Consider the following 20,955-nt stretch of genomic DNA (forward strand, 5'->3'; position numbering starts at 1 on the left):
TGGTAGTTAAAAGAAGATGTAACGTCATGGGGGAGTAGAAGGTTGAAGGATAAAGGAATGAAAGATAGATTGGACTGCGATGACAGTACATATGAGGTTAGGAATGATAATAGGGCTGCACGCGTACGTTTTTATGATCAGCAATCGTTCAAAGACATGGACTGGCCTGATACGGAGGATGGCAGATATGCCAGAGTCTATCTGGAACCTATGATGCTGGACGGGACCCAAAGCTTTATGTCCAACGTGGAAACGACATTGTTGCTCGCCCGGATCGATGATCTTGTTGTTCCACTGACGGTGAATGATACAGAGTATGATAATGCTTACGTTTGTTCGCCATATACGCATTATGTGAGTTACGCCAAGCAAGAATTAACCATGTTGCAGAAGCCTGTGTTGGAAAAGGGTCTTTCTGTGCTGCTCAGTCTAATAGGTTGGGGAATGAAGCAATCACAGATCAACAAAGTTGTGCATGTGAACAACTGGTTGTTGTCTACGAATCTGTATCCAGCCATGTCCGGTGAACAGGCAGAACGCTTGCTTGAAACGGTACAAGAGCGATACCCTGAGCATGTCATTGTGTTTCGCTCCTTGTGTCCGGGACTTCATCCCGATCTCACAGCGAGGCTAGCGGAAGCGGGGTGTAGACTAATTCCGAGCCGACAAATCTATTTGTATCATGCGCATGATCCGAATTTTGGGAACTCGAAATCGCGCTGGCTGTTGAAGCGGGATTACGAATTATTGGCAAAGCACGACTACGAATTCGTTTCCGAGTCAGATATGACGGATGCAGATATTCCGCGAATCGTTGAGCTGTACAAGCTGTTGTACCTTGAAAAATACTCCTATCACAATCCGCAATTTACCGAGCGGTTCATTGCTGCTGCGATGGCATCAGGAACACTCAGACTCTATGGACTGCGAAAGGAGGGGCGCCTGAACGCGGTGATGGGTTATTTCTGCCGAAATGGAATCATGACAACGCCACTGTTCGGTTACGACACAGCGGTGCCCCAGTCCGTTGGACTATACCGCATGTTATCGGCTTGTCTGATCGGACAGGCTCGCGAGAACGGCCATCTGTTGCATGAGAGCGCCGGGGCGGCGCAGTTTAAACGCAATCGCGGTGCTGTTGCGGATTTTGAGTATTCCGCTGTGTATGAGCGTCATCTTCCGTGGGGCAGACGCTGGTGCTGGCTACTGCTTGATCGGTTGTTGAATCGCGCAGGTGTGCCGCTGATGCGCCGCATGAAGCTGTAAACAGACATAAAAACGTGCTTACGCTGCCCGATGCAGATGTGAGCTTGCATCTGGTTTGACTGCACACTTGCACACCCAACCGGTCATCGTGATACGCACATTTGTGCGCAGTCGCCTAATTAGAAATGCTCTGCGAGTTGCACCTCGAAGCCATCTGGATCTGTAATGTAAATAAACCGCAGATGCGGATTGGGCTGGATGGGGCCGCGCACAATCGGAATATTCAGCTCAGCCAGTCGTTCCATGGCTTCATCCAGCGAGTTCACCTCATAGCCGATCGACACGCCGGCCTCTGGTTTAAGAATGGATTCACTGCCCTCAATCAATTCCAGTTTGGTTTCATTCTCCATGCCCAGCATGGCAATCTGCCGTCCACGGCTTTCGAATCTGCGCTGAATTGGAAGTCCAAGCATGTCGTGGTAGAACCCGAGTGAAGCTTCCAAATTACTGACCCTCAGCGTGATCCAGTTTAATTTGATCAACATGGGTGAATCTCTCCTTTTTCTTGCATGATATGTATTTTTGTTACGTTCATTATACGCTAGGCGTTAGCAGGAACCTACCCCTTATCAGTAAACAATAAAATAGCTGCCGAAATATTCGGCAGCCAAATGGTGTAATCTCTTGCAGTTCCGGTAGTGCTAACGAATTATTGAATCAGATCAACGGCCTTCTGTGGTACAAATGCCTCTACACCGTTATATACAATGACACCCTCCAAAGTTGTCTTTTTGCCGTTCACTAGTGCAATATTTTTGTAGATTTGCAGTTCCAGCTTGGTAGTGCCTTTTGTTACGAGGATCTTCGGATTTTTAGCGTCAGTCAGGTCCAGTTTGTACGTCGCACCTTTGGCTGTAAATGCCTGTTTGGCAGGTACAAACAATTGTTTGCTCACGCTGTCGAGATCCAGATCCAGTACTCGTGCCATATATTTGGCGACATCCGTGTTATCAATCACACCGAATGGACGGTCATTGTTCGGAGCATACGTGTACAACACGACATCTCCACCTGTATGACCACCGGTTGTCCAGCCGATCCCTGCGCGTTTGCTGATCATTGGACCGATTGCATAGTTAAGACTGCCCGGCTCGGCAGCTTTAATTGTGGCAATCTCTTCGGAAGTCAGGTCCGTAATGCCATAGTATTGTTTCATCACTGCTTTGATGTTTGTACGCTTCGCATTCAGCTTCGCTTCAACGCCCTCACCTGTCAGCTTGGCCTTTTTCAAAGGTCCGATAAATGTGGACAACAGCTCTTTATCATATGTGCCAGTTGTGGAGGCATTACCAATGGTGAGTCCACCATTGCCGTGGTCCGTAACAGCCACAACGGCAGTCTCTCCATCTGCTTTGGCAAAATCCATAGCTACTTTCACGGCATCATCAAAAGCCAGCACGTCACTGATAATACCAATCGGATCATTGGCGTGAGCTGCCCAATCCACTTTACTGCCTTCAACCATCAGGAAGAAGCCGTCTTTGTCTTTGGACAGAACTTCAATGGCTTTTGATGTCATCTCGGCAAGGCTTGGCTGCTTCGCAGGATCACGGTCCATATTATAAGCCATGCCTGCGGGTGCAAACATACCCCACAGTTTGTTCGAATCGGATGTTTTCATTGCATCTGGTGTAGTGACGTAATCGTAACCCAGTGCCTTGATGGACGAAATCAGATTCTCGCCGTCTTTACGTCCGGCTGGCTCAAGATATTTGCTACCTCCACCCAACACAACATCCATGCCATTATAGACTTGCTGTTTGCTGAGTGCATCATAGTTTTTACGGTCCGGATAGTGAGAGGAGAAATCCGCTGGTGTGGCGTGCATAATCTCGGATGTAGCGACAATGCCAGTTGCTTTACCCGCCAGTTTGGATGCTTCCAGTACGGAAGCAACAGGTTTTCTTTCGTCTCCAGGAGCAATTGCCTTTTGCCCTGGCATCGTAGCCTTGTCCGGCAGTACACCAACAAATCCGGTATGAGATTTATAACCTGTTGCAAAAGCGGTTCCGGCAGGAGCTGAGTCGGCAATCGGCGCATCGGCGGAGTGAGTCCGAACCATGCCGCTTGCCATGGAGTCCAGTGTCAGGGACGAGCCCTTATACCAACGAGCCAGAGCGGTAGCATCGTTAGCCATACCGTCAGGAATCAGAATAATCACATTTTTAATCGGTGATGCAGATGTCGTTGAGGTGGTGTCTTCCACAGCCCACGCTGCAGTGCTTCCTCCGAGTGTAGCCGTAACAATCGTTGTCACCGCGAGCATCATTTTGGCTGCACGGACATTAAACCGGTTTAACATGAATGCATCCTCCTAGAATATATGTATAGTTGGTATCCCAAACCAAGTGTATACAACAATTGCTAAACTAACGTATGAAATGGGTTAACTATATGTAAAATTTACGATTAGTGAAGGGTGCTGGAATTCCGGTGAACTGGACAAAATAAGGAGTTGACGAATTAAGAGACAGTATTTTAGATCATCATGATGTAAGTTGAGTTTAAACCCGCATGAGAATGCAGTTTTTTATGTTGCCCTGTCAGAAGTCCTATGAAGACGATTAGAAAAAGATATTGCGAACGCTTACATTATGTGCTAACATCACCATAACAACAGGATTGTAACCGTGTTTAGGGCAATACCTGTGTCAGTTCATTCGTTGGTTCTTTGTTCATCAAACGATTGATTGCGTTTACATTTTCATATGGAATGAACCTCATTCCTCAGGGTTGTTACTGATTGCAGGCAAAACCTGAATTGAGGGCAGTAGACCACGCTAAAGCGATGTCTGTTTGCCTTCGGTTCAGGTTTTTTTATATAAAAAAATGCCTGATGGCATGACCGCAAGCGCGGTAGCAGATATTTCGAGCAGAAAGGAGCGCAGCAGATTTAATTTTTCATAAATAGAGATATAGACTCATCCAGACATTGGAATACTGATTCTTAGATACGCATTTCAACTGAACATTTCCAATGAACTTATCCCATCACACACTATTCGACAGCGAGGAGATTTATGACATGAAAACCATTAAACGTTCGATTGCCGTAGCAACAATTCTGGGGTTATGTGTATCCGCTCTACCAGCTTATGCAGCAGGCAATACAGCATCCTCTTCTTCAGCAGCGATGGACAAGCTGATCCAATCCGAGCTTATTCGCGGCAGCGGTCAAGGTGTTAATGCAGCTTATCTGAACAAAAAGGCTACACGCATTCAGGCCGCAGTACTTTACTTACGTTTGTCCGGATTGGAGAAAGAAGCACTCGCTTATCAGGGATCGGAAACGTATGACGATGCGGCTCAGGCAGGCAAAGTATTGCAACCGGTCGTTGGTTACTTGAAGCAGCATCCGTATGTGTCTGAGATCGTAACAGGAACGGATAAGTTTGAACCTAATGCACCACTTACAGCGGAAGGTTATGCCGAAATGCTGCTGAAGGTGCTTGGATATGAAGCGGGTTCGGATTATGAGCAGGGAGCGGCTTCCACCTATGCGGCTGGTAAAGGAATCAAGGCGCTTCAAGGGAAGGGAGCGAGTCAACTTACCAATCGCCTGATGGCAGAGGCAACCGCACAGGCTTTGCAGATACAGCTCAAGAATGGCAGTGGAACTTTGGAGCAGAGCTGGTTGAAACATAAAGAAGCTGGGGCGTTCAAACCTCAAACGGTGCAACAGACCAAGTATGGCACAATTGATGGCAAAACCTATGAGCAATATGGCACGCTGGGTTGGCTCGGTGTTCCATACGCGGCACCTCCAGTAGGGGAACTGCGCTGGAAAGCCCCGCAAGAACCGGAATCATGGACAGGAACGAGATCGGCTAAGGAATTTGCAGCGAACAGCTTGCAGATCTCCGGTAAAAATACAGTAGGTAGCGAGGATTCGTTGTATCTCAATATCTGGCGTCCCGACACAACCAGCTCGAAACTTCCGGTTATGGTGTTCCTGCACGGCGGCGGGAATATGACCGGATCAGGCAAAGATTTTCAGGGTGAACAGCTTGCACGGAGCACCAACAGCATCATTATCTCGGTGAACTACCGTTTGGGAGCTCTCGGATTCTTCGAGAATGCAGCGCTGAAAACAGGCAATGCCCTGGATGACTCAGGTAACTACGGTCTGCTCGACGCATTCCGTGCACTGGAGTGGGTACAGGATAATATCGAAGGTTTTGGCGGAGATACAGGCAATGTTACATTAGCCGGACAATCTGCTGGTGCACGTGATGTGCTGGCAACCCTGATCTCTCCACTTAGCAAAGGGTTGTATCAAAAAGCAGTTGCTTTCAGCGGAGGATTGACGACAGCATCACCGGAAGAAGGCGAGCAAAAATCCGAGGATGTACTTGTGAAGCTACTCGTGCAAGAGGGGAAAGCGGCTAATGCAGAAGAAGCCAAAACATGGATTGGCAAGCAATCTCAGGCACAGCTGGAGAGTTACCTGCGTGCACTGCCTGCGGACAAGTTGGTCACAGCATTTGGTGCAACCGCAATCCGTATGGAACCATTCCCGCATCTGTTCCGGGATGGTACAGTGATTCCAAAAGAAGGATTTGACGCCATCCAGAGCGGTAATTACACAAAAGTTCCTGTATTGCTCGGCAGCCTGGAAACGGAGTTCTCCGGATTTGCCTTCGGTGATCCAAACTTCTCTCCATCGATTACCGATGGAACCCTGTTTACCGATAAAACCAAGGCGGAGCAATATGCCGCTGCGTTGAAATACGGTAGCGAAGCTTATGCAGGCTTTAATGCAGAGCGTGTAGCAGAACAATTGACAAGTGAAGCAGGTCAGCCACCGGTATATGCGTATCGTTTTGCATGGGGCACACAACCTGGGGTTATCTCTGAGCGTTTGCTCACGTTACTGGGTGCACCACATGGTGCGGATATGGACTTCTATACAGGACACGCAGACGGAATTGCTGCTTATTTCCCTGATGGGTACTTTAGCGATACAAACAAACCAGGACGTGATCAGTTGTCCGCCGCGATGGCAGCATATCTGAAGCAGTTCCTGTACACAGGCAATCCAGGTACGGGTGGATCACCTGATCTCTCGGCATGGACACCTTGGACGAAAGATGCTCAAGCCCCAATCATGCGTCTGGATGCAAGCAATACAACGGCAGAGATTGGCATGTCCACACAATATAATCAAGGCAAAGACGCCGTTATGGCAAAGATGAAAAAAGAATTGCCTGAAGAAACGTATAAACTGTTGACGGAAAAAGTGTTCGCAGGTCGTTTCTTCTGGGAATAAGGATCACCGGATAGGAAGGCATATATAGATAAATTAAAAGCCAAGGGAGCATGCTCTCTTGGCTTTTTATACTGTTCGTTATACATAAATATGGTATTGTTGTAAATATAAATTAATAAGATATGGGAAAGGGGAAAACGTACATTATGGATGGAGTTAGTAATTTTGGTATTGCAGGTATTATAACGCTATTAATTTTCTTTATTATGATTGGCCTTGTATTATATCTGGTTTTCTATCTTGGGATGAAGAGGTCTGGCGTCAAAGAGGAAGTATCCGCATTAAGGATGGAAGTACGAGTGTTACAAGAGGAAGTCGAGCGGAACAGGCGGGAATTGGAAAATATAAAGCGTCGATAAGCTTTGTAGCATTATGTGGGAACGTGGAATAGCGTGTACAACAGTTTGAGAGGATAGGGGCTCTACGCCCCCACCTACTCAATACAACGTGAAACCGCTCATTTCAGCCTTTACATACCAAGGGCGCTCGATCTATTTCTTGGCAAAAAAACTAAGGGTTCCGGTGCTTTCATCTGCACTCACAAACAGGCTGCGTCCGTTAACACGATGGATTCCCTCAGGTGATTCTCCGGCAGTAGGGATCAGACCCAGGTAGTCTGGATTGACCGGATCAGTGAGATCAAAGAACAAAATGGCATCTGCCCGTTCAGAAGCTACCGCTGCATACGTAGTGCTGTCTACAGTAGCAACGGTCAGGTTCTCAACTTCGCTGCCCTTGTTGGGACTGCGATCATCGGGATACAAGCCGACCATAGCTGTTGCCTCGTCAATGAGGTTCTGGCTATCGTACATCCGCTGGCCTTGCAGATCCCAGACAGCGATATTACGTCCGCCTGCTTTTACACCATCCTCAAATTCATTCTTGCCCAAGTCCCCTTCGTTAGCTGTCAGCAGGTATTTGCCATCTGCCGAGAAAGCAATCCCATCCGGTTCATAACGAGCAGTCAACGTCTCTTTAAACTGAACGATACCATCATCTTTCAGATCCGCTTGATGTGAAGTAGTACCCAAAGCGAAGATGGAGCTGATCTTTTTTGTCTCCAGATCTACAATAGCAACGACATTGTTTTCCTGTAACGTGATAGCTGCTGTTTTGCTATCTGGACTAATGGCAACATACTCTGGTTGTGGATCATGCGGATAGATGGCGCCTTCTACATTTTCGAGAGATACCGGCAAGTTGGTGATTTCACCCTCCAATACGTTCCCGCCAGCAAAAGATACTACCATAATGCTACCCGGACGTTTGGTGTTGGCATAGTCAATTTCATCGGCAGCTTTATTCAGCTCTTCATCTTCTATCGCGATCACCGCATGCAGACCGTCAGGTGACAGTGCAATCGAGTCAGGACCAATACCGAGTTCATACGTTTTGACGGTTTTGTAGGTTGTCAGATCCACAATGGCAAGCAATCCTTTGTTTGCTTCGCTATCTGTATCCCCTGTACGAATAACAGCAAGACCGTATTTGCCATCTTTGGACACGGTTACGCTTGTGACTTCAGCTTTGGCGGAGAGGTCATGGAAGCTGACTGTCTTTAATACGTTAATGTTTTTCAAGTCAGCAATATCCAGTATGGCAATGCTACCATTGTCTGCTTCGGTTACGAGCAGGCGCTGTCCATCTGGCGTAGAGGCTGATATTTCTGCTTTGCCACCGGGCATCTGAAACGATGCGGTTCGTTCAAAACCGGTTTTATTTTGGTTTAGGATCAGTTGATCCGTAATTAATTTTAGCGTTTGGGGAGATACATACGTTGTACCTTTGGTGATGTAACTTTTACTGTCCAAAGAAGTTTTCACACCGTTGATGGTGGCTGAAGACGTCCCTACAGGAAGTTGTATTTTAGTATCTGCGATCTGGATATCTACACTGCGACTGCTACCGTTCCATGTGACCGTACCCTGCATATTTTGGATGGCTGTACGCAGTACGACATGATCGTTGGCAGGTTTTGTTACGTCAGCGGCATGAATCATGGAGGTGTAGCTGGTTGCTCCTGCGGTAAGAATGGCAGTCATCGACAGAACGGCAAGCCATTGATTTCTCTTTTTCAATGTTCCAGATCCCCTTTATCGTTTCGTGTGTAATGAGTTATACAATTGTTTTAGTATAGGGAGCTTATGTTAAGGAGAGGTAAGAGAAGTCTGCGATTTGTGTAAAAGGTTAGATAAGAGATATTTTTCCAAATTGGATATGTAAGTTAGCGTATAAAATGATGTTGCCACATGAAGAAAAAAGCAGACGTGAACCTTCATATATATAGGACTGGTCGAACGGGAGAAAATACGCTAGAATCATAATTGAGAATCATTATCAATTAATTCGGACTTTCTTTACTGACGAGTCTGATCAAGATATAGGCGAGGTGAATACCCATGCGCACGGATGATGCATTAGGCGTAGTATATCAGCATTACCTGACCCAAGAACCTTACAGTCAGCAAGATGAACACACGTATCTGCTCTCTCCCAAGGCGGGTAGCGGTAAGGTTAAAAGAGTGACAACATACAGTGGCATTGAGATTTTATATTCCCAGGTTGAATATCATCAGCCGTATCCAACGTATTTTGCGTCCGAGACACCCATTGTGGAATTGCAATTTGCCTTGTCAGGAGAACGACAGGTGGATATATCGGGTCAGGATTATTCGTTATCCATTGGGCAGGGTGCCCTCATTTTCATGCATGATTTCGAAGCGTGGTTTCATCCTCCGGCAAGAGAACTGTATACGTCCTTTTCGCTGGGGATTCCAGTTTCTCTATTCAATTATGCCGCGGCGCAACTGGGCAGTTTTAAGCCAATTGCGTTTAATCAGGTGTTAGGGCAAAAGGTGTTTAAGCCGATCGTCTTTCAACTGGATAACCGGATACGAACGATGATCGACAGTTTGATTGTGGAATTAAACAACAGTTATCGATCATCCTTAATGATGGAAGCGACAGCCTTGGAGATTTTGAATCGATTCATGATCCAATTGTTTGATCTGGCGCCGATTCCTGCGGGATTTTCCAGAGAGGATATCCGGAAGTTACATACGGCAAGGGAGATTATGGAGGCTTGCATGGCAGATCCTCCGTCCTTGCTAGCATTGTCCAGACAAGTGGGTCTTAACGATTTTAAATTAAAAAAAGGATTCAAGGCGCTATTCGGAAGCACGGTCTTTGAATATTTGCGTCAGGTTCGTCTCGACAACGCCATGAAGTTGCTGCGCAATCAGAATAACAACGTCACCGAGGCCGCCATTGCGGTCGGTTACAGCAATGTCAGTGCCTTTTCACAGCAGTTTTATCGCAAATTCGGCGTGAAGCCCTCTGAAATGAAAAAGATTTATTAAATAAGATGAACTGAAACATTACACAAGAACGAAGAGTGCAGAACCAGTCTGGAGAAGCGGAGCGTTCGCTTTTATCAACGGATTTTTTCCATCATAGAAGGGAATCACGGAAATCCGTTGATAACAGCGATCGAAAGATGGTGCTGCAATCGTAGTGGTCTGGTGTAACGTTTTATGGGTTTATCTTATTTAGAATAAAATTAATAATCCGGCTTGCCGTGAATTGTTCCGTATAGAGGCAGTGGGGATTCATTTCGCCTTGTATACTCCAGGTACAGTGGATACTGTACTGAAATATAGAGGAGTGTATAAGCATGAACCGAATTAGAGGAAGTATTTTTTTTAGCGTATTTGCAGCCATGCTGGGTCTGATGCTGATTGCACCCATCATGCCACCACTTATTCGCGAGTTGGGCATGAAAGAAAGTCATTCCGGTCTTATTATCTCACTAGGGTCCATTATGATGGCTGTTATGGCTCCGGTATGGGGCAGATTCAGTGATCTGAAGGGCAGAAAACCCATCATATTGATTGGATTCATAGGCATGTCTGTTAGCTGTGCATTATTTGCCCTGGCCTTGTATGGGGGATTAAATGCATGGATCGGAGGGGGCGTGTTGTTAACCCTTCTGATTGTGACGCGCAGTCTGATTGGTATGTTTATTCCGGCTGTACTTTCTTCTGCCCAAGCCTATATGAGTGATGTGACAGAAGGGGAAGAGCGGGGAAGTGGAATGGCGATTATCAGTGCTGCGAATGGACTTGGCCTTGTATTTGGACCTGCGATTGCAGGAGCTTTTACCCTTATCGGTCTGCTCTGGCCGCTTTATTTTGGCATTTTTATAGCGATAGCTGCGTTTATTATTGCCTTGTTGTTAATCCCGGCAGCCAAACCGGTCATTCAGACAAAACCGCCTAAAGTCAACCCGTTCCAACGTGGTTTACGAATGTACCTTGCTGCAGGCTTGGTTACGATGATGGGCATTATGACATTGCAGGTTGTCGGAGGATTTTATTTTCAGGATCAACTGGCTCTATCCCCAGCGGCGACGGCCCGAATGGTTTCGTTTGGACTCATGTTCTCTGGAGCAGCGATGTTGATCATGCAGGTCATTCAGATGAAATGGTTGAAATGGCAGCCACGTCCAATGATTTTGCTCGGGTCCCTTTTCCTGATCGCAAGCATGATCCTGTTTTTGGTCTTCAATGTGTTATCCATGTATAATTTCTCGTTTTTCCTGTTTGGCATGGGTTCGGGTCTGATGATGCCGGGGTTCATGGCAGGTGCTTCGCTGGCAGTTAGCAAAGAACAGCAGGGAGGTGCAGCGGGATTGGTAGCAGCGATTCAGGGGATATCCGCCGTCATTACGCCTTTACTTACAACGACGCTTTATCAGGTGGACAAACATGTTCCATTTATGCTCGTAGCTGTTCTGGTTGTCTTGCTGGCAATCATGATGATGGGAATGCGGAAGAATGAATCCAATACTGTAACGGACCCCATTCATTCGTTATAGTCAGACAAAGTCAGAAAGTCAAATAAGGTCAAAATAAAAGAAAACAGGATCTATTTTAAAATAGTGAACTATGATGAAAGAAAATCGTTTTTTTTCGTCTTTTACGGACTTTGAGCCTTATTTGCACGGGTATTATAATAATCAATGTAAGCAACACCAATAAACCAACCACACAAAAGGAGCTGATTTTCATGTTTGATCTGATTCCGTTTCGTAAACGAAATGAAGACCCGTTCGGACACATGTTGAAATCCTTCAATGACATGGTTGAGAACTCATTCCTCTCCCCTTTTGGAACTGGCTCCCAGCCATTCCGGACCGACATTCGTGAGGAAGAAGACAAATACTGGGTAGAAGCCGAGCTTCCGGGCATTGCCAAAGAGAATATAGACATTCAGGTTGAAGGTAAAGAATTGATCATTCGTGCCAAACGCCATGACATGGTTGAACAGAAGGATGACTCCAATCGGATCATTCGGCAGGAGCGTCGTTCAGGTGAATTTATCCGGCGTTTCTATGTGGATCATATTGATGAGGAGAACATTAAGGCCAGATTGGAAGATGGTGTGCTGAAGCTTGAAATTCCGAAACGTCCTGGGGATGATCAATCTCGCAGACGAATTCAGATTAACTAATATACAGAGAAAAGATTTGTTCCCTAAGCTGGCAAAAAGCATGCAGGAGACATCCATAAGGATGTTTTCTGCATGCTTTATTTTTCATATGAATTGGACGAAATGAGACATAACTGAATATCCATTTTGCTGGTCCAATTTATTTCTCTGCTGCTGCTTGCATCAGGGCATATATCTTACGTGTGGTATTCACATTTCTTACTGTCATATAAGCATAGATTTTGGAACCCACAAGCTTGTTCATGCCACTTTTGGATGCATCCTCTCTGCTGACTGAATACAAAATGGCTCCGGGAACATAGATCAGTGTGCCGATTTCCGGTTTGATGGGCAGTTGATCCAGCACGGAGGGTTCATTGATCTCATCCCAGAGGAACATCACATCACTTTTGGCTGTATCATCATTAACCCATTCTTCCGGGAGTGCTTCAATAACGCGTTGGATTTCATCCATATTCCGCACCATTACCCTAATCTGTAAGCCAAAATCGGCGGCGATGGCCTGTTCTAAAACATGGGATATCTCCACATTCGCATTGGCACGTTCCTGATGATCGGCAAAAATAATATTGCCAGAGTTGATATAGGTAACGACATCCAACATGCCTGCTTGTTCAAACGTTTCTTTCAGCTGTTTCATATTCATTTTATTGTTCCCGCCTACATTAATGCCTCGTAGCAAAGCCACATAGATCATATGGGCGCCCCTCCAATTCCTTCAATTCACCGTTTTAACAAAAGGACAGATACTCGAAAAGATGAGCGGTATACTCTTCTCCCAACAGATCATTCATTAGCGGTTCCACATGCTCCAGATACTCGGGCTTGGTCTCATAGGTTTCTTCATCTTTCACTTCCCCGGCATAGCTCCGTGCCGCTTCGATCAGGATAGCTAGTGCACTGAAAAAATCAGACAGCGAATCAGCAACACGGTTTGGTTCTCCACCTGTAAAAGCGGCATATACGGGAGAGTTTGGTGCTTCCACATCTACAATTAACGGATCATCGTTAAAGTTTGCGATGACGACGTGATTTTTTGGCCAATTGGAGGACTCCTCATAAGGTTCATTCATGCCAATCCAGCAGAACCCCAGTTGCTGACGAAGCAGATGTTCAGGTGCAACAAAGGAGATCAACGCTGCATCACCGATCTCAACGGCGGCATTTTTCATTTTGAGTGTACCTTCCGCATCCGCATCCATCATTTCATAATGACTGTACAGATACTGAAGTTCTGGAGAAAGAGGTATTCGTGTATCCACTTCCGGCTGGTGATGTTGTTCGCGTGGACGCAGATCATGATTTTTGAAAAGTCCATAAGCTTCATTATATAAATCCTGCTGTTCCACAAAACGGCTCAAGGCCGCATCCAGTTGTTGCATGATGTCTGAGTCCTCCTAATAACATTGATATAATAACAGGCCGATTCGTTTGATTCTTGGCTATAAGCATTATACTATATCAAAGATAAATTCAAAAAAACATTTGAATACGTTTACATTCATGAGAGGACATGATATACTTTCACTCAAATAAGGATTGTTACTGCTTCGGGCAGGCAAAACCTGAACATCACTATGCGTGGACTTTGTTCCATTCATAATGTTGTTCGGGTTTTTTTGCATTCTACGGTCCATATTAAGGATAGAAAAACAGAGGACGTACTTATTCCAACCCAACTAACATCATGCTGTACAGAAGAAAGGGGAGCATTATGAACAAGAGAAAATGGTTAAACGGTTTTGCCGCAGGCTGTCTCAGTATCATCCTGGTGATTAGTGGATGCGCATCCAAAGCGCCACAAACCGCGAGTGACACACCAAATCAGGCGACAGAACAGACAGAGAATGAAACCCAGGAACCTGCAAACAACCAAGCTGCCAAAGGCAGAACAGTGATTACAACCGACGGTGAAGTGGATGATATGAACTCGGTTATTCGTTTCCTCTTGTATTCGAATGAGATGGACCTTGCCGGAATTGTACTGACCAGTTCCGTGTATCATTATGCCGGAGACGAGGAAGCGGGAATCCAACCGTTCCGCTGGACAGGCACACAGTGGGTCTACGACATGATCGATGCCTATGGTGAGATTTATCCGAACTTGTCCAAACATGCTGATGGGTACCCGGAGCCGGAACAGCTTCGAGCGATGACCAAGATCGGTAATATTTCCGATAAAGGGGAGATGGAGAAGGAAACCGAAGGTTCCGAATTCCTCGAAACTCTTTTCCTCGACGATGATTCCCGGGATCTGATTGTTCAGACATGGGGTGGCACCAATACCACAGCCAGAGCGCTGAAATCGATTGAGGAACAGTACAAGGACACAGCTGAGTGGGATACGATTCGCAAAAAAGTCAGCGACAAACTGGTCCTCTACATCATCCTCGATCAGGATGACAGCTACAACGAATACATTGCGAAGAATTGGCCGGATATCCGCATTCTCAACGACCAATCAAACTTCTGGCATTTTGCCTATGCATGGAAGATGCATGCCGAAGAAGTGAACAGTAAACTTCATGGAGACTGGATGGTCAAGAATATCCTGAACGGACATGGCAAGCTGATGGATATGTATGCATCGATGGGTGATGGCAAAATGATCGAGGGCGAACTGGCCGAAGAACAACGGGGAAGTGCTGAATATCTGAAGAACAATCCACAATATGACAAGTACGATTTTATATCTGAGGGTGACTCTCCTTCCTTCTTTTATCTGATCGATAATGGGCTGCGTAGTATGGAAGACCCTTCCTACGGCGGTTGGGGTGGACGCTTTGGCGTTGTGAACGAAAAGCTGTTTAGAAACAATGTGCTTGATTACGATCCGTACACCAAACGCTATGAAGCCGAATACTCTCTGATGAGATGGTTTGACGATATTCAGGATGATTTTGCAGCACGTGCAGACTGGGCAGTTGCAGACACTTACGAAGGTGCCAACCATAATCCCTCATTAACGATTAAGGAAGGGCTGGATCTAAGTGTTAGTCCCGGGGAGGAAGTTACTCTTCATGCGGAAGGCACAGACCCGGATGGAGATCAACTGACGTATACGTGGTGGAGATATTTCGAAGCGGACACGTATGAGGATTCCAAAGTAACACCGAACAAAGTTCAGCCTGAAATGGCGGGTGATCTGCAGCTTGGATTACATCGTGAACTTGCCAAAGATGAGCAGGTGGATACAATAAAATTGCAGGGCAGTGACACCGAAGCGGTGACATTTACCGTTCCTGACGATGCCAAATCGGGAGATACCCTTCATATCGTTGCCGAAGTACAGGATGATGGAGAGCATCAGTTGAAGCATTATCAACGTGTGATCCTAACCGTGAAATAAAGAAATAGAGGGGAAGTCCCAAAAGTCATCAACATGGCTGGCAGGACGCCCCCTCTTATTTGTGTAGTCTGATCGTAATTGATCCTTTAACGCTGGATGCCTGACCAGAAGACATTCCAGGTGATCGCCAAGGCTTGTTCATAGGATTGCCGTGTCTCATACACGAGCTGTACATCCAATCCATCCATCACGGTGACAAAAGCTACGGTGGCTTCTTCCGGACTCAGGCGTATATCGGAATGTCTGGTAAATACGGCTGCCAGCTCTTCCTTCAGTGTCCCGAGGTACGTTCGATACTGGGCCAGCACAAAATCATGCACCTCCAGCGGTGTGATAAAGGACAGGATATACATAAAAGCAACGTTTGGATGAGTCAGAAAGCGATTTTTGTGTTCATGCAAAAAGGCATATAACTGCTGATCCAGAGTTTGGGTAACAGATTCGCTGAAAAATTGGCGTACAAATTGTTGTTCCTCCTGCACAACTTCCTCATATAACTCCAGCAATAATGCTTTTTTGGATGAATAGTGATAAGCAAGGGATTGCTTGCGAATACCTGCCTCTTCGGCGATCTGCGCCATCTTGGTCCCCTCGTAACCCAGACGATTAAAATGTTGAATGGCAATTTCCTTGATTCGTTTTTTACTCAATGTCTACCTCCAGTTGGCGAGCTGAATACCTCTGCTGTTTTTGGGAGTATACCAAATATAACAAGATATATACCACAAAAATGCCTATAGAGATAGCATACACCACCGTATAGGAAAATGCAGAAGCCACCACGCCCAGGATCAACGAGCCACCGCCAATCCCGAGGTCAAAAAAATTAAAGAAGGAAGCCATCGCATTTTCATGCTCATGTTCTTCAACAAGATTCACACACCAGGTCTGAATCGCCGGGAATATGGCACCAAAACCAAAGCCGTATAACGCGCCGGCGATCAGGAATTGCACATCACTCTGGGCGATAATCAGAACCAGTAGCCCCGCGATTGCAAACACGGCAGAAGGTAACAACACGGAACCTGGTCCCCATCGATCAAACATTTTCCCCGAGAACAGTCGAACGGCGAAGCTGGCGATGGCGACGATGAAGAAAAACCAGGCTATATTCTCGAACCCTCTTTCGGCGGCGAATAAAGCCACAAAGGACATGATTGAACCCGCTGCAATACCAACGAACATAATGAGAAGGGAAGGGAAGAGTACCTTCTTTTCAATCAGTTTCACCGAAGGGACATGAGTTTGCATAGACTCGCTACTACCTCCTGTTTTCGGCTTTCTGGATACAAACACTGTCATCAGGAGAGCTAACAGCAAAATGCACATACCTCCCATAAACAGGCTCTGGTAGTCGTACCTAAACAACAGGCTTGTTCCAATCAATGGACCGATGGATATGGCGACCGTTTCCCCTACGCCGAAATATCCCATGCCTTCTCCCCGGCGATCTCTTGGTATGTTTTCAGTGGCAATCGTTGCAAAATATGTTGTTGCCAAACCAAATCCGAATCCGTGGATTACTCGGAATACAAGAATCATCCAAATACCTGACGAAAGGTAGTATGCGCCTGTCATTAATGCACAGATAGTGATACCGATAATCAATAGATATTTTTTATCTATTCGAGCTGCCAAGACAGATGTGAAGGGTCGAATCAAGATGGCAGAAAACATAAATACGCCGGTAACAAGCCCAATTTGGGAGGCTTCGCCACCAAGGCTTGAGACAAACAAAGGCAAGGTGGGAAGCAACATTTCAAATGCCATAAACAATAATGCGTTGGCTAACATGATAAATAGGAATGATCTTCCCCAGAGTTGCTGAGGTATAGAGCTATGTGTTGAAGTACTCATGGTTTTCCTCCGTAATGTTGATCTTTGTCGCGCGACATGTTGAACTGATTTTACCTGACGATGGTCAGATTGTAAAGCGTGTTTTCAGAGCAGGGGTTCATGACTTTTTGGTGGATGAGAGAAGTAATTAAACATTTTTAATCCATATCCCAACATTTTCCGATATAATAATCAGATAAAATGATTCAAGTGAATACTACCTCGGAGAGGTGATATGAAATGACGGTTGATGTACTTGTAAGAAATAATGTTAAAGTACTTGGCTCAGGTAGCCAAACGATTGTATTTGCTCATGGTTTTGGATGTGATCAGGATATGTGGCGTTACATTGTTCCTGGTTTTATGGAGAATTACCGTGTGGTGTTGTTTGATTATGTTGGATCTGGTGAATCTCAAATTAACTATTATGATGCTGTCAAATATAACAATCTTCAGGGATACGCTCAGGATGTGCTGGAAATTATGGAAGCGCTTGAGCTAAAGGACACCATATTTGTCGGGCATTCCGTTAGCAGTATGATTGGTATGCTGGCATCGATTCAGAACCCTATATATTTCAAACAAATCGTTATGTTGGGACCCTCCCCACGTTACGTGAATGATCTGCCGAATTATTATGGAGGTTTTGATCGGAATGATATCGATGAATTGCTTGAGATGATGCAGATGAATTTTATTGGATGGGCGAGTTATCTGGCACCCATTGTGATGAATAATCCGGAACGGAAAGAGCTGACGGAAGAGTTGGAGAAAAGCTTCTGCTCCAGAGATCCGCATATTGCGAGACAATTTGCTGAAGTGACGTTTTTATCGGACTGTCGAATTGATCTGGAGCAGGCAACTGTGCCAACATTGATTCTTCAGTGCTCGGATGACAGCATTGCCCCGGTAGAGGTAGGGGATTATCTACACGCTCATCTGAAGAATAGCAGGTTGCAACAGATGACGGCCAAGGGACACTATCCGCATCTAAGTCAACCGGAAGAAACCATCCGAATGATTAAGGATTATTTAACGAGCGCATAAAACGCGGAAGAAAGGCAGTTATTCTATGGATATACAATTAGATCTGGCTCCCTGTGGATACTTCTCTATCTCTGATTCGGGCGTCGTCCAGTCGATTAATCAAACTTTTCTTACGATGCTTGGCTATGAACGTGATGAGCTGATAGGGCAACATATTGAATCGACCATGTCGGTGAGCAACAAGGTGTTTTTCCATACGTATTTCTATCCCTATATCCAGTTATATGGACATGTGGACGAGATGTACTTCACGTTCCGTACCCGTGATCAGCAGGCTGTTCCCGTGCTGCTTAACGGTGTTCGTCAGACCCGTAACGGGGAAAGCGTTGTGGATTGTGTTGTTGTTGTCATGCGTAAGCGAATCGAACATGAGAAGGATATTTTGCATACCAAAACGAAGCTACAGGAGCTGTATCAAGCGACGCAAGAAGCGAACAAGGAGCTTGAACGACTGCATGAGGAATATAAAATTAAAGAGCAGGCGTTAATCAAAGTGAATGATCAGTTGGAGACACTGGCCTCCACCGACTTGTTGACAGGATTGAAGAACCGCAGGTTTTTCCAGGAAAAAATGCTTGAAAGCTTGATATTGTTCCAGCAGAAACAACGTAATTTCTCCCTTCTGGTGGTGGACATTGATCATTTCAAAAGCATTAATGATACGTACGGACATCCGATCGGAGATCTGGTGCTCGGTAATCTGGCAGGGCTGCTGCAATCGATATCGCGAAGTACGGATGTGGTTGCACGTTACGGCGGGGAGGAATTTGTGATCATTCTTCCAGATTGTGAAGAGGAGCAAGCGATCGGTATAGCAGAAAGATATCGTTCACAGGTTGCTTCAGCCGACTGGGGTGAATATAACATTACTGTGAGTATCGGTGCGGCCACTGTAGTAGAGGAAGATACGGAAAAGACCTTGTTCCAAAGAGCGGACAACGCCCTGTATGCCTCCAAAACCGGAGGACGAAACCGGGTGACACATGCAGCTCAGATGGTAAGAAGTTAAGGATTGGTTTGCATCAAAAAAAAGCGAAAAGGAGCCTGTGCAATGTGAGGGAGATGATCCCACATAGCACAGGCTCCTTTTATTTGTGTGAAAATAGACAGGGCTAATTCCACTTGAGTAACATCAGATTAACTTTACCGCGGAGCAAGGTAGCCATACGCTTTCGCGGGAGAATTCGCCTGAAGACGGAAATCTTCGCTCGGTTCATTCATAAATGCCGGATTCACATATATGGAGTGTACATCATTGCCAGATCCCTTGATGTAGGCGGCGATGCCGGAGTAGGCTTTATTTTTCCAAACCCACAGGGCATCTCCCTGCTCACCTGGTGAGTAATAGACATTATGGTCAAACACATTGCCGGTATTGCTAGTGTATTCGTTGTATATCAGTACTTCCGAGCTGCTCGATACGAGAATGTTACGCATGAACGTATTGTTCTTCGTCCGTGACTGTGTGAATAGCTGTCCATTGCCTGCATTCAGGGTATCATTTCCCACAAGTGTATTGTACATAATCTTGCTATCCTCCGTAGCTCCTCGTTCCTCGTCATAACCTCCCATGGCAATACCCGTCAATCTGTTGGAATAAATCAGGTTATCACGCACAGTAATGTTGCTGGTTGAACGTCCGGCATGCTCTGAGGCAATCTCAATTCCGATGTCACTACGGTATACCCGGTTCTGGTCGATGATATGATCTTTCCCACCATCTACATAGATGCCACCGGCCGAGTTGGTATCATTGGGCAGGTCTGTACCGTAGGAGGGATTATTATTGGACGTAATATCGTATACTTCGTTGCCTCGTACAATGCCGTTCCGAGCCTGATCGTATGTATCATCCTCAGATGTACCCTCGTACCCGATCAGATCAATACCAATATTGTCGGAATCATGGATGATATTGTCCTGGATGGCAAAGGTATCAACATTGCCGTTGACTGCGAGTGACTCGCTTGAACCAAGTGTAAGATCATATAATTCATTATCCTTGATGATGATATCGCGTAATGCTTGAGGGTGCTCTGTGCCATAAATGGCAATACCGTGGGCATCCCTGCCCCGCAAATCGGGACCTTCAGGAGTTGCGTAACTAGCGATCGCGTGTATGGTGTTGCCTAACAGCTGAATATGCTCACCTGCTCCGTGGACATAGATCCCGGCTGGAACTTGGCCCCCAAGTGTGGTCGTGAAGTTACGAATTTCGATATTCTGAATCGTGATATAACTGGCATTTTCAATTTCAATCAACCCTTCAATGCCCCGGACAGATAAACCTTTACCATCAATGATAACCTGCTCCTGAGGATAACTTGAAAATAGGGTTGGATTAGCGGAAGAATTACCGCTCCTGGTGATTTTGACTTTCTGATGATAGACACCTTCACGCACATAAATCGTGCTTCCCGGCGAAGCGTGGTCAGCTGCGTGCTGCAACGTTTTCCACGGAGATTGAATGGTTCCTTTATTCGAGTCGTTTCCTTGGGGTGATACGTAATGGATGACCTGGGGATCAGACTTTTGAACCGAAACGGGTTCCTTCATGGAAGATTTATGATTCTGACAACCGGATACAAGCACCATCAGAATCGGAATTATAAGTATAACTACGCGAATCAAATCGTTTCCCCCTTGAAATTAGCTTTGAAGATAGATTATAGCAGAT

Annotated in this window: 16 protein-coding genes; 8 read left to right on the forward strand and 8 right to left on the reverse strand. The window is 45.8% G+C overall.

Features of this window, described 5'->3' with window-relative positions; genetic code table 11:
- Positions 1 to 57: 57 nt before the first annotated feature.
- A complete protein-coding gene (locus tag MKX68_RS19385; RefSeq protein WP_340913769.1) occupies positions 58 to 1,266 on the forward strand; it encodes a GNAT family N-acetyltransferase in 1,209 nt (402 codons plus the stop codon).
- Positions 1,267 to 1,385: 119 nt separating this feature from the next.
- Here the strand turns inward: MKX68_RS19385 and MKX68_RS19390 are convergent, their stop codons facing one another.
- Both MKX68_RS19390 and MKX68_RS19395 read right to left on the reverse strand, forming a co-directional pair.
- Positions 1,386 to 1,751: a VOC family protein gene (locus MKX68_RS19390; RefSeq protein WP_340913771.1), complete on the reverse strand. Its 366-nt coding sequence runs from the start codon at positions 1,749 to 1,751 to the stop codon at positions 1,386 to 1,388.
- Between the two features lie 164 nt (positions 1,752 to 1,915).
- Positions 1,916 to 3,568 (reverse strand): alkaline phosphatase, encoded by a 1,653-nt coding sequence (locus MKX68_RS19395; protein ID WP_340913772.1) that lies wholly within the window; start codon positions 3,566 to 3,568, stop codon positions 1,916 to 1,918.
- A 723-nt stretch (positions 3,569 to 4,291) separates the two neighbouring features.
- On the opposite strand from MKX68_RS19395, the gene MKX68_RS19400 reads away from it, so the two are divergent.
- Positions 4,292 to 6,535: a carboxylesterase/lipase family protein gene (locus MKX68_RS19400; protein WP_340913773.1), complete on the forward strand. Its 2,244-nt coding sequence runs from the start codon at positions 4,292 to 4,294 to the stop codon at positions 6,533 to 6,535.
- Positions 6,536 to 7,026: 491 nt separating this feature from the next.
- Here MKX68_RS19400 and MKX68_RS19405 read toward each other — a convergent pair whose 3' ends face one another.
- Positions 7,027 to 8,613, reverse strand: a complete 1,587-nt coding sequence (locus MKX68_RS19405) for a choice-of-anchor I domain-containing protein (RefSeq protein ID WP_340913774.1) — start codon at positions 8,611 to 8,613, stop codon at positions 7,027 to 7,029.
- A gap of 321 nt (positions 8,614 to 8,934) precedes the next feature.
- Between MKX68_RS19405 and MKX68_RS19410 the strand changes: the two genes are divergently transcribed.
- The 3 genes from MKX68_RS19410 (at position 8,935) to MKX68_RS19420 (ending at position 12,046) form a co-directional block, all read left to right on the forward strand.
- Positions 8,935 to 9,894 carry a helix-turn-helix transcriptional regulator gene (locus tag MKX68_RS19410; protein ID WP_340913777.1) on the forward strand — a complete coding sequence of 320 codons (960 nt, stop codon included), beginning with the start codon at positions 8,935 to 8,937 and terminating at the stop codon, positions 9,892 to 9,894.
- Between the two features lie 314 nt (positions 9,895 to 10,208).
- Complete coding sequence (locus tag MKX68_RS19415) at positions 10,209 to 11,411, forward strand: MFS transporter (protein ID WP_340913778.1); 1,203 nt, start codon at positions 10,209 to 10,211, stop codon at positions 11,409 to 11,411.
- 191 nt (positions 11,412 to 11,602) lie between these two features.
- Positions 11,603 to 12,046 carry an Hsp20/alpha crystallin family protein gene (locus MKX68_RS19420; protein WP_133385723.1) on the forward strand — a complete coding sequence of 148 codons (444 nt, stop codon included), beginning with the start codon at positions 11,603 to 11,605 and terminating at the stop codon, positions 12,044 to 12,046.
- Positions 12,047 to 12,185: 139 nt separating this feature from the next.
- Here MKX68_RS19420 and MKX68_RS19425 read toward each other — a convergent pair whose 3' ends face one another.
- Both MKX68_RS19425 and MKX68_RS19430 read right to left on the reverse strand, forming a co-directional pair.
- Positions 12,186 to 12,743: a DUF1697 domain-containing protein gene (locus tag MKX68_RS19425; protein WP_340913779.1), complete on the reverse strand. Its 558-nt coding sequence runs from the start codon at positions 12,741 to 12,743 to the stop codon at positions 12,186 to 12,188.
- A 34-nt stretch (positions 12,744 to 12,777) separates the two neighbouring features.
- A complete protein-coding gene (locus MKX68_RS19430) occupies positions 12,778 to 13,428 on the reverse strand; it encodes a hypothetical protein (protein WP_340913782.1) in 651 nt (216 codons plus the stop codon).
- A gap of 332 nt (positions 13,429 to 13,760) precedes the next feature.
- Here MKX68_RS19430 and MKX68_RS19435 point away from each other — a divergent pair, with 332 nt between their 5' ends.
- The gene (locus MKX68_RS19435) at positions 13,761 to 15,395 is read left to right on the forward strand and encodes a DUF1593 domain-containing protein (protein ID WP_340913783.1); all 1,635 of its coding nucleotides are present in this window, start codon (positions 13,761 to 13,763) and stop codon (positions 15,393 to 15,395) included.
- A gap of 86 nt (positions 15,396 to 15,481) precedes the next feature.
- Here the strand turns inward: MKX68_RS19435 and MKX68_RS19440 are convergent, their stop codons facing one another.
- Positions 15,482 to 16,045, reverse strand: coding sequence for a TetR/AcrR family transcriptional regulator (locus MKX68_RS19440; RefSeq protein ID WP_047843882.1), 564 nt, complete (start codon positions 16,043 to 16,045; stop codon positions 15,482 to 15,484).
- Positions 16,038 to 17,252, reverse strand: coding sequence for an MFS transporter (locus tag MKX68_RS19445; RefSeq protein WP_340913784.1), 1,215 nt, complete (start codon positions 17,250 to 17,252; stop codon positions 16,038 to 16,040). The genes MKX68_RS19440 and MKX68_RS19445 overlap by 8 nt, the downstream gene beginning before the upstream one ends.
- Before the next feature lie 219 nt (positions 17,253 to 17,471).
- Between MKX68_RS19445 and MKX68_RS19450 the strand changes: the two genes are divergently transcribed.
- Together MKX68_RS19450 and MKX68_RS19455 are read left to right on the forward strand one after the other, a co-directional pair.
- A complete protein-coding gene (locus MKX68_RS19450; protein ID WP_338588125.1) occupies positions 17,472 to 18,278 on the forward strand; it encodes an alpha/beta fold hydrolase in 807 nt (268 codons plus the stop codon).
- 25 nt (positions 18,279 to 18,303) lie between these two features.
- Positions 18,304 to 19,287 (forward strand): sensor domain-containing diguanylate cyclase, encoded by a 984-nt coding sequence (locus tag MKX68_RS19455; RefSeq protein WP_340913785.1) that lies wholly within the window; start codon positions 18,304 to 18,306, stop codon positions 19,285 to 19,287.
- A 134-nt stretch (positions 19,288 to 19,421) separates the two neighbouring features.
- On the opposite strand, the gene MKX68_RS19460 is transcribed toward MKX68_RS19455, so the two are convergent.
- Positions 19,422 to 20,909, reverse strand: a complete 1,488-nt coding sequence (locus MKX68_RS19460; protein WP_445671085.1) for a DUF5123 domain-containing protein — start codon at positions 20,907 to 20,909, stop codon at positions 19,422 to 19,424.
- Positions 20,910 to 20,955: the final 46 nt, after the last annotated feature.

The organism is Paenibacillus sp. FSL M8-0212, from assembly GCF_038004645.1.
Taxonomy (GTDB): domain Bacteria; phylum Bacillota; class Bacilli; order Paenibacillales; family Paenibacillaceae; genus Paenibacillus.

What these genes read in the sequence shown, in the direction of transcription:
- MKX68_RS19400 (WP_340913773.1), top strand. Translation starts at nt 4,292, where the DNA reads ATGAAAACCATTAAACGTTCGATTGCCGTAGCAACAATTCTGGGGTTA.
- MKX68_RS19395 (WP_340913772.1), bottom strand. Translation starts at nt 3,568, where the DNA reads ATGTTAAACCGGTTTAATGTCCGTGCAGCCAAAATGATGCTCGCGGTG.
- MKX68_RS19415 (WP_340913778.1), top strand. Translation starts at nt 10,209, where the DNA reads ATGAACCGAATTAGAGGAAGTATTTTTTTTAGCGTATTTGCAGCCATG.
- MKX68_RS19445 (WP_340913784.1), bottom strand. Translation starts at nt 17,252, where the DNA reads ATGAGTACTTCAACACATAGCTCTATACCTCAGCAACTCTGGGGAAGA.
- MKX68_RS19430 (WP_340913782.1), bottom strand. Translation starts at nt 13,428, where the DNA reads ATGCAACAACTGGATGCGGCCTTGAGCCGTTTTGTGGAACAGCAGGAT.
- MKX68_RS19390 (WP_340913771.1), bottom strand. Translation starts at nt 1,751, where the DNA reads ATGTTGATCAAATTAAACTGGATCACGCTGAGGGTCAGTAATTTGGAA.
- MKX68_RS19435 (WP_340913783.1), top strand. Translation starts at nt 13,761, where the DNA reads ATGAACAAGAGAAAATGGTTAAACGGTTTTGCCGCAGGCTGTCTCAGT.
- MKX68_RS19450 (WP_338588125.1), top strand. Translation starts at nt 17,472, where the DNA reads ATGACGGTTGATGTACTTGTAAGAAATAATGTTAAAGTACTTGGCTCA.
- MKX68_RS19425 (WP_340913779.1), bottom strand. Translation starts at nt 12,743, where the DNA reads ATGATCTATGTGGCTTTGCTACGAGGCATTAATGTAGGCGGGAACAAT.
- MKX68_RS19420 (WP_133385723.1), top strand. Translation starts at nt 11,603, where the DNA reads ATGTTTGATCTGATTCCGTTTCGTAAACGAAATGAAGACCCGTTCGGA.
- MKX68_RS19410 (WP_340913777.1), top strand. Translation starts at nt 8,935, where the DNA reads ATGCGCACGGATGATGCATTAGGCGTAGTATATCAGCATTACCTGACC.
- MKX68_RS19455 (WP_340913785.1), top strand. Translation starts at nt 18,304, where the DNA reads ATGGATATACAATTAGATCTGGCTCCCTGTGGATACTTCTCTATCTCT.
- MKX68_RS19385 (WP_340913769.1), top strand. Translation starts at nt 58, where the DNA reads ATGAAAGATAGATTGGACTGCGATGACAGTACATATGAGGTTAGGAAT.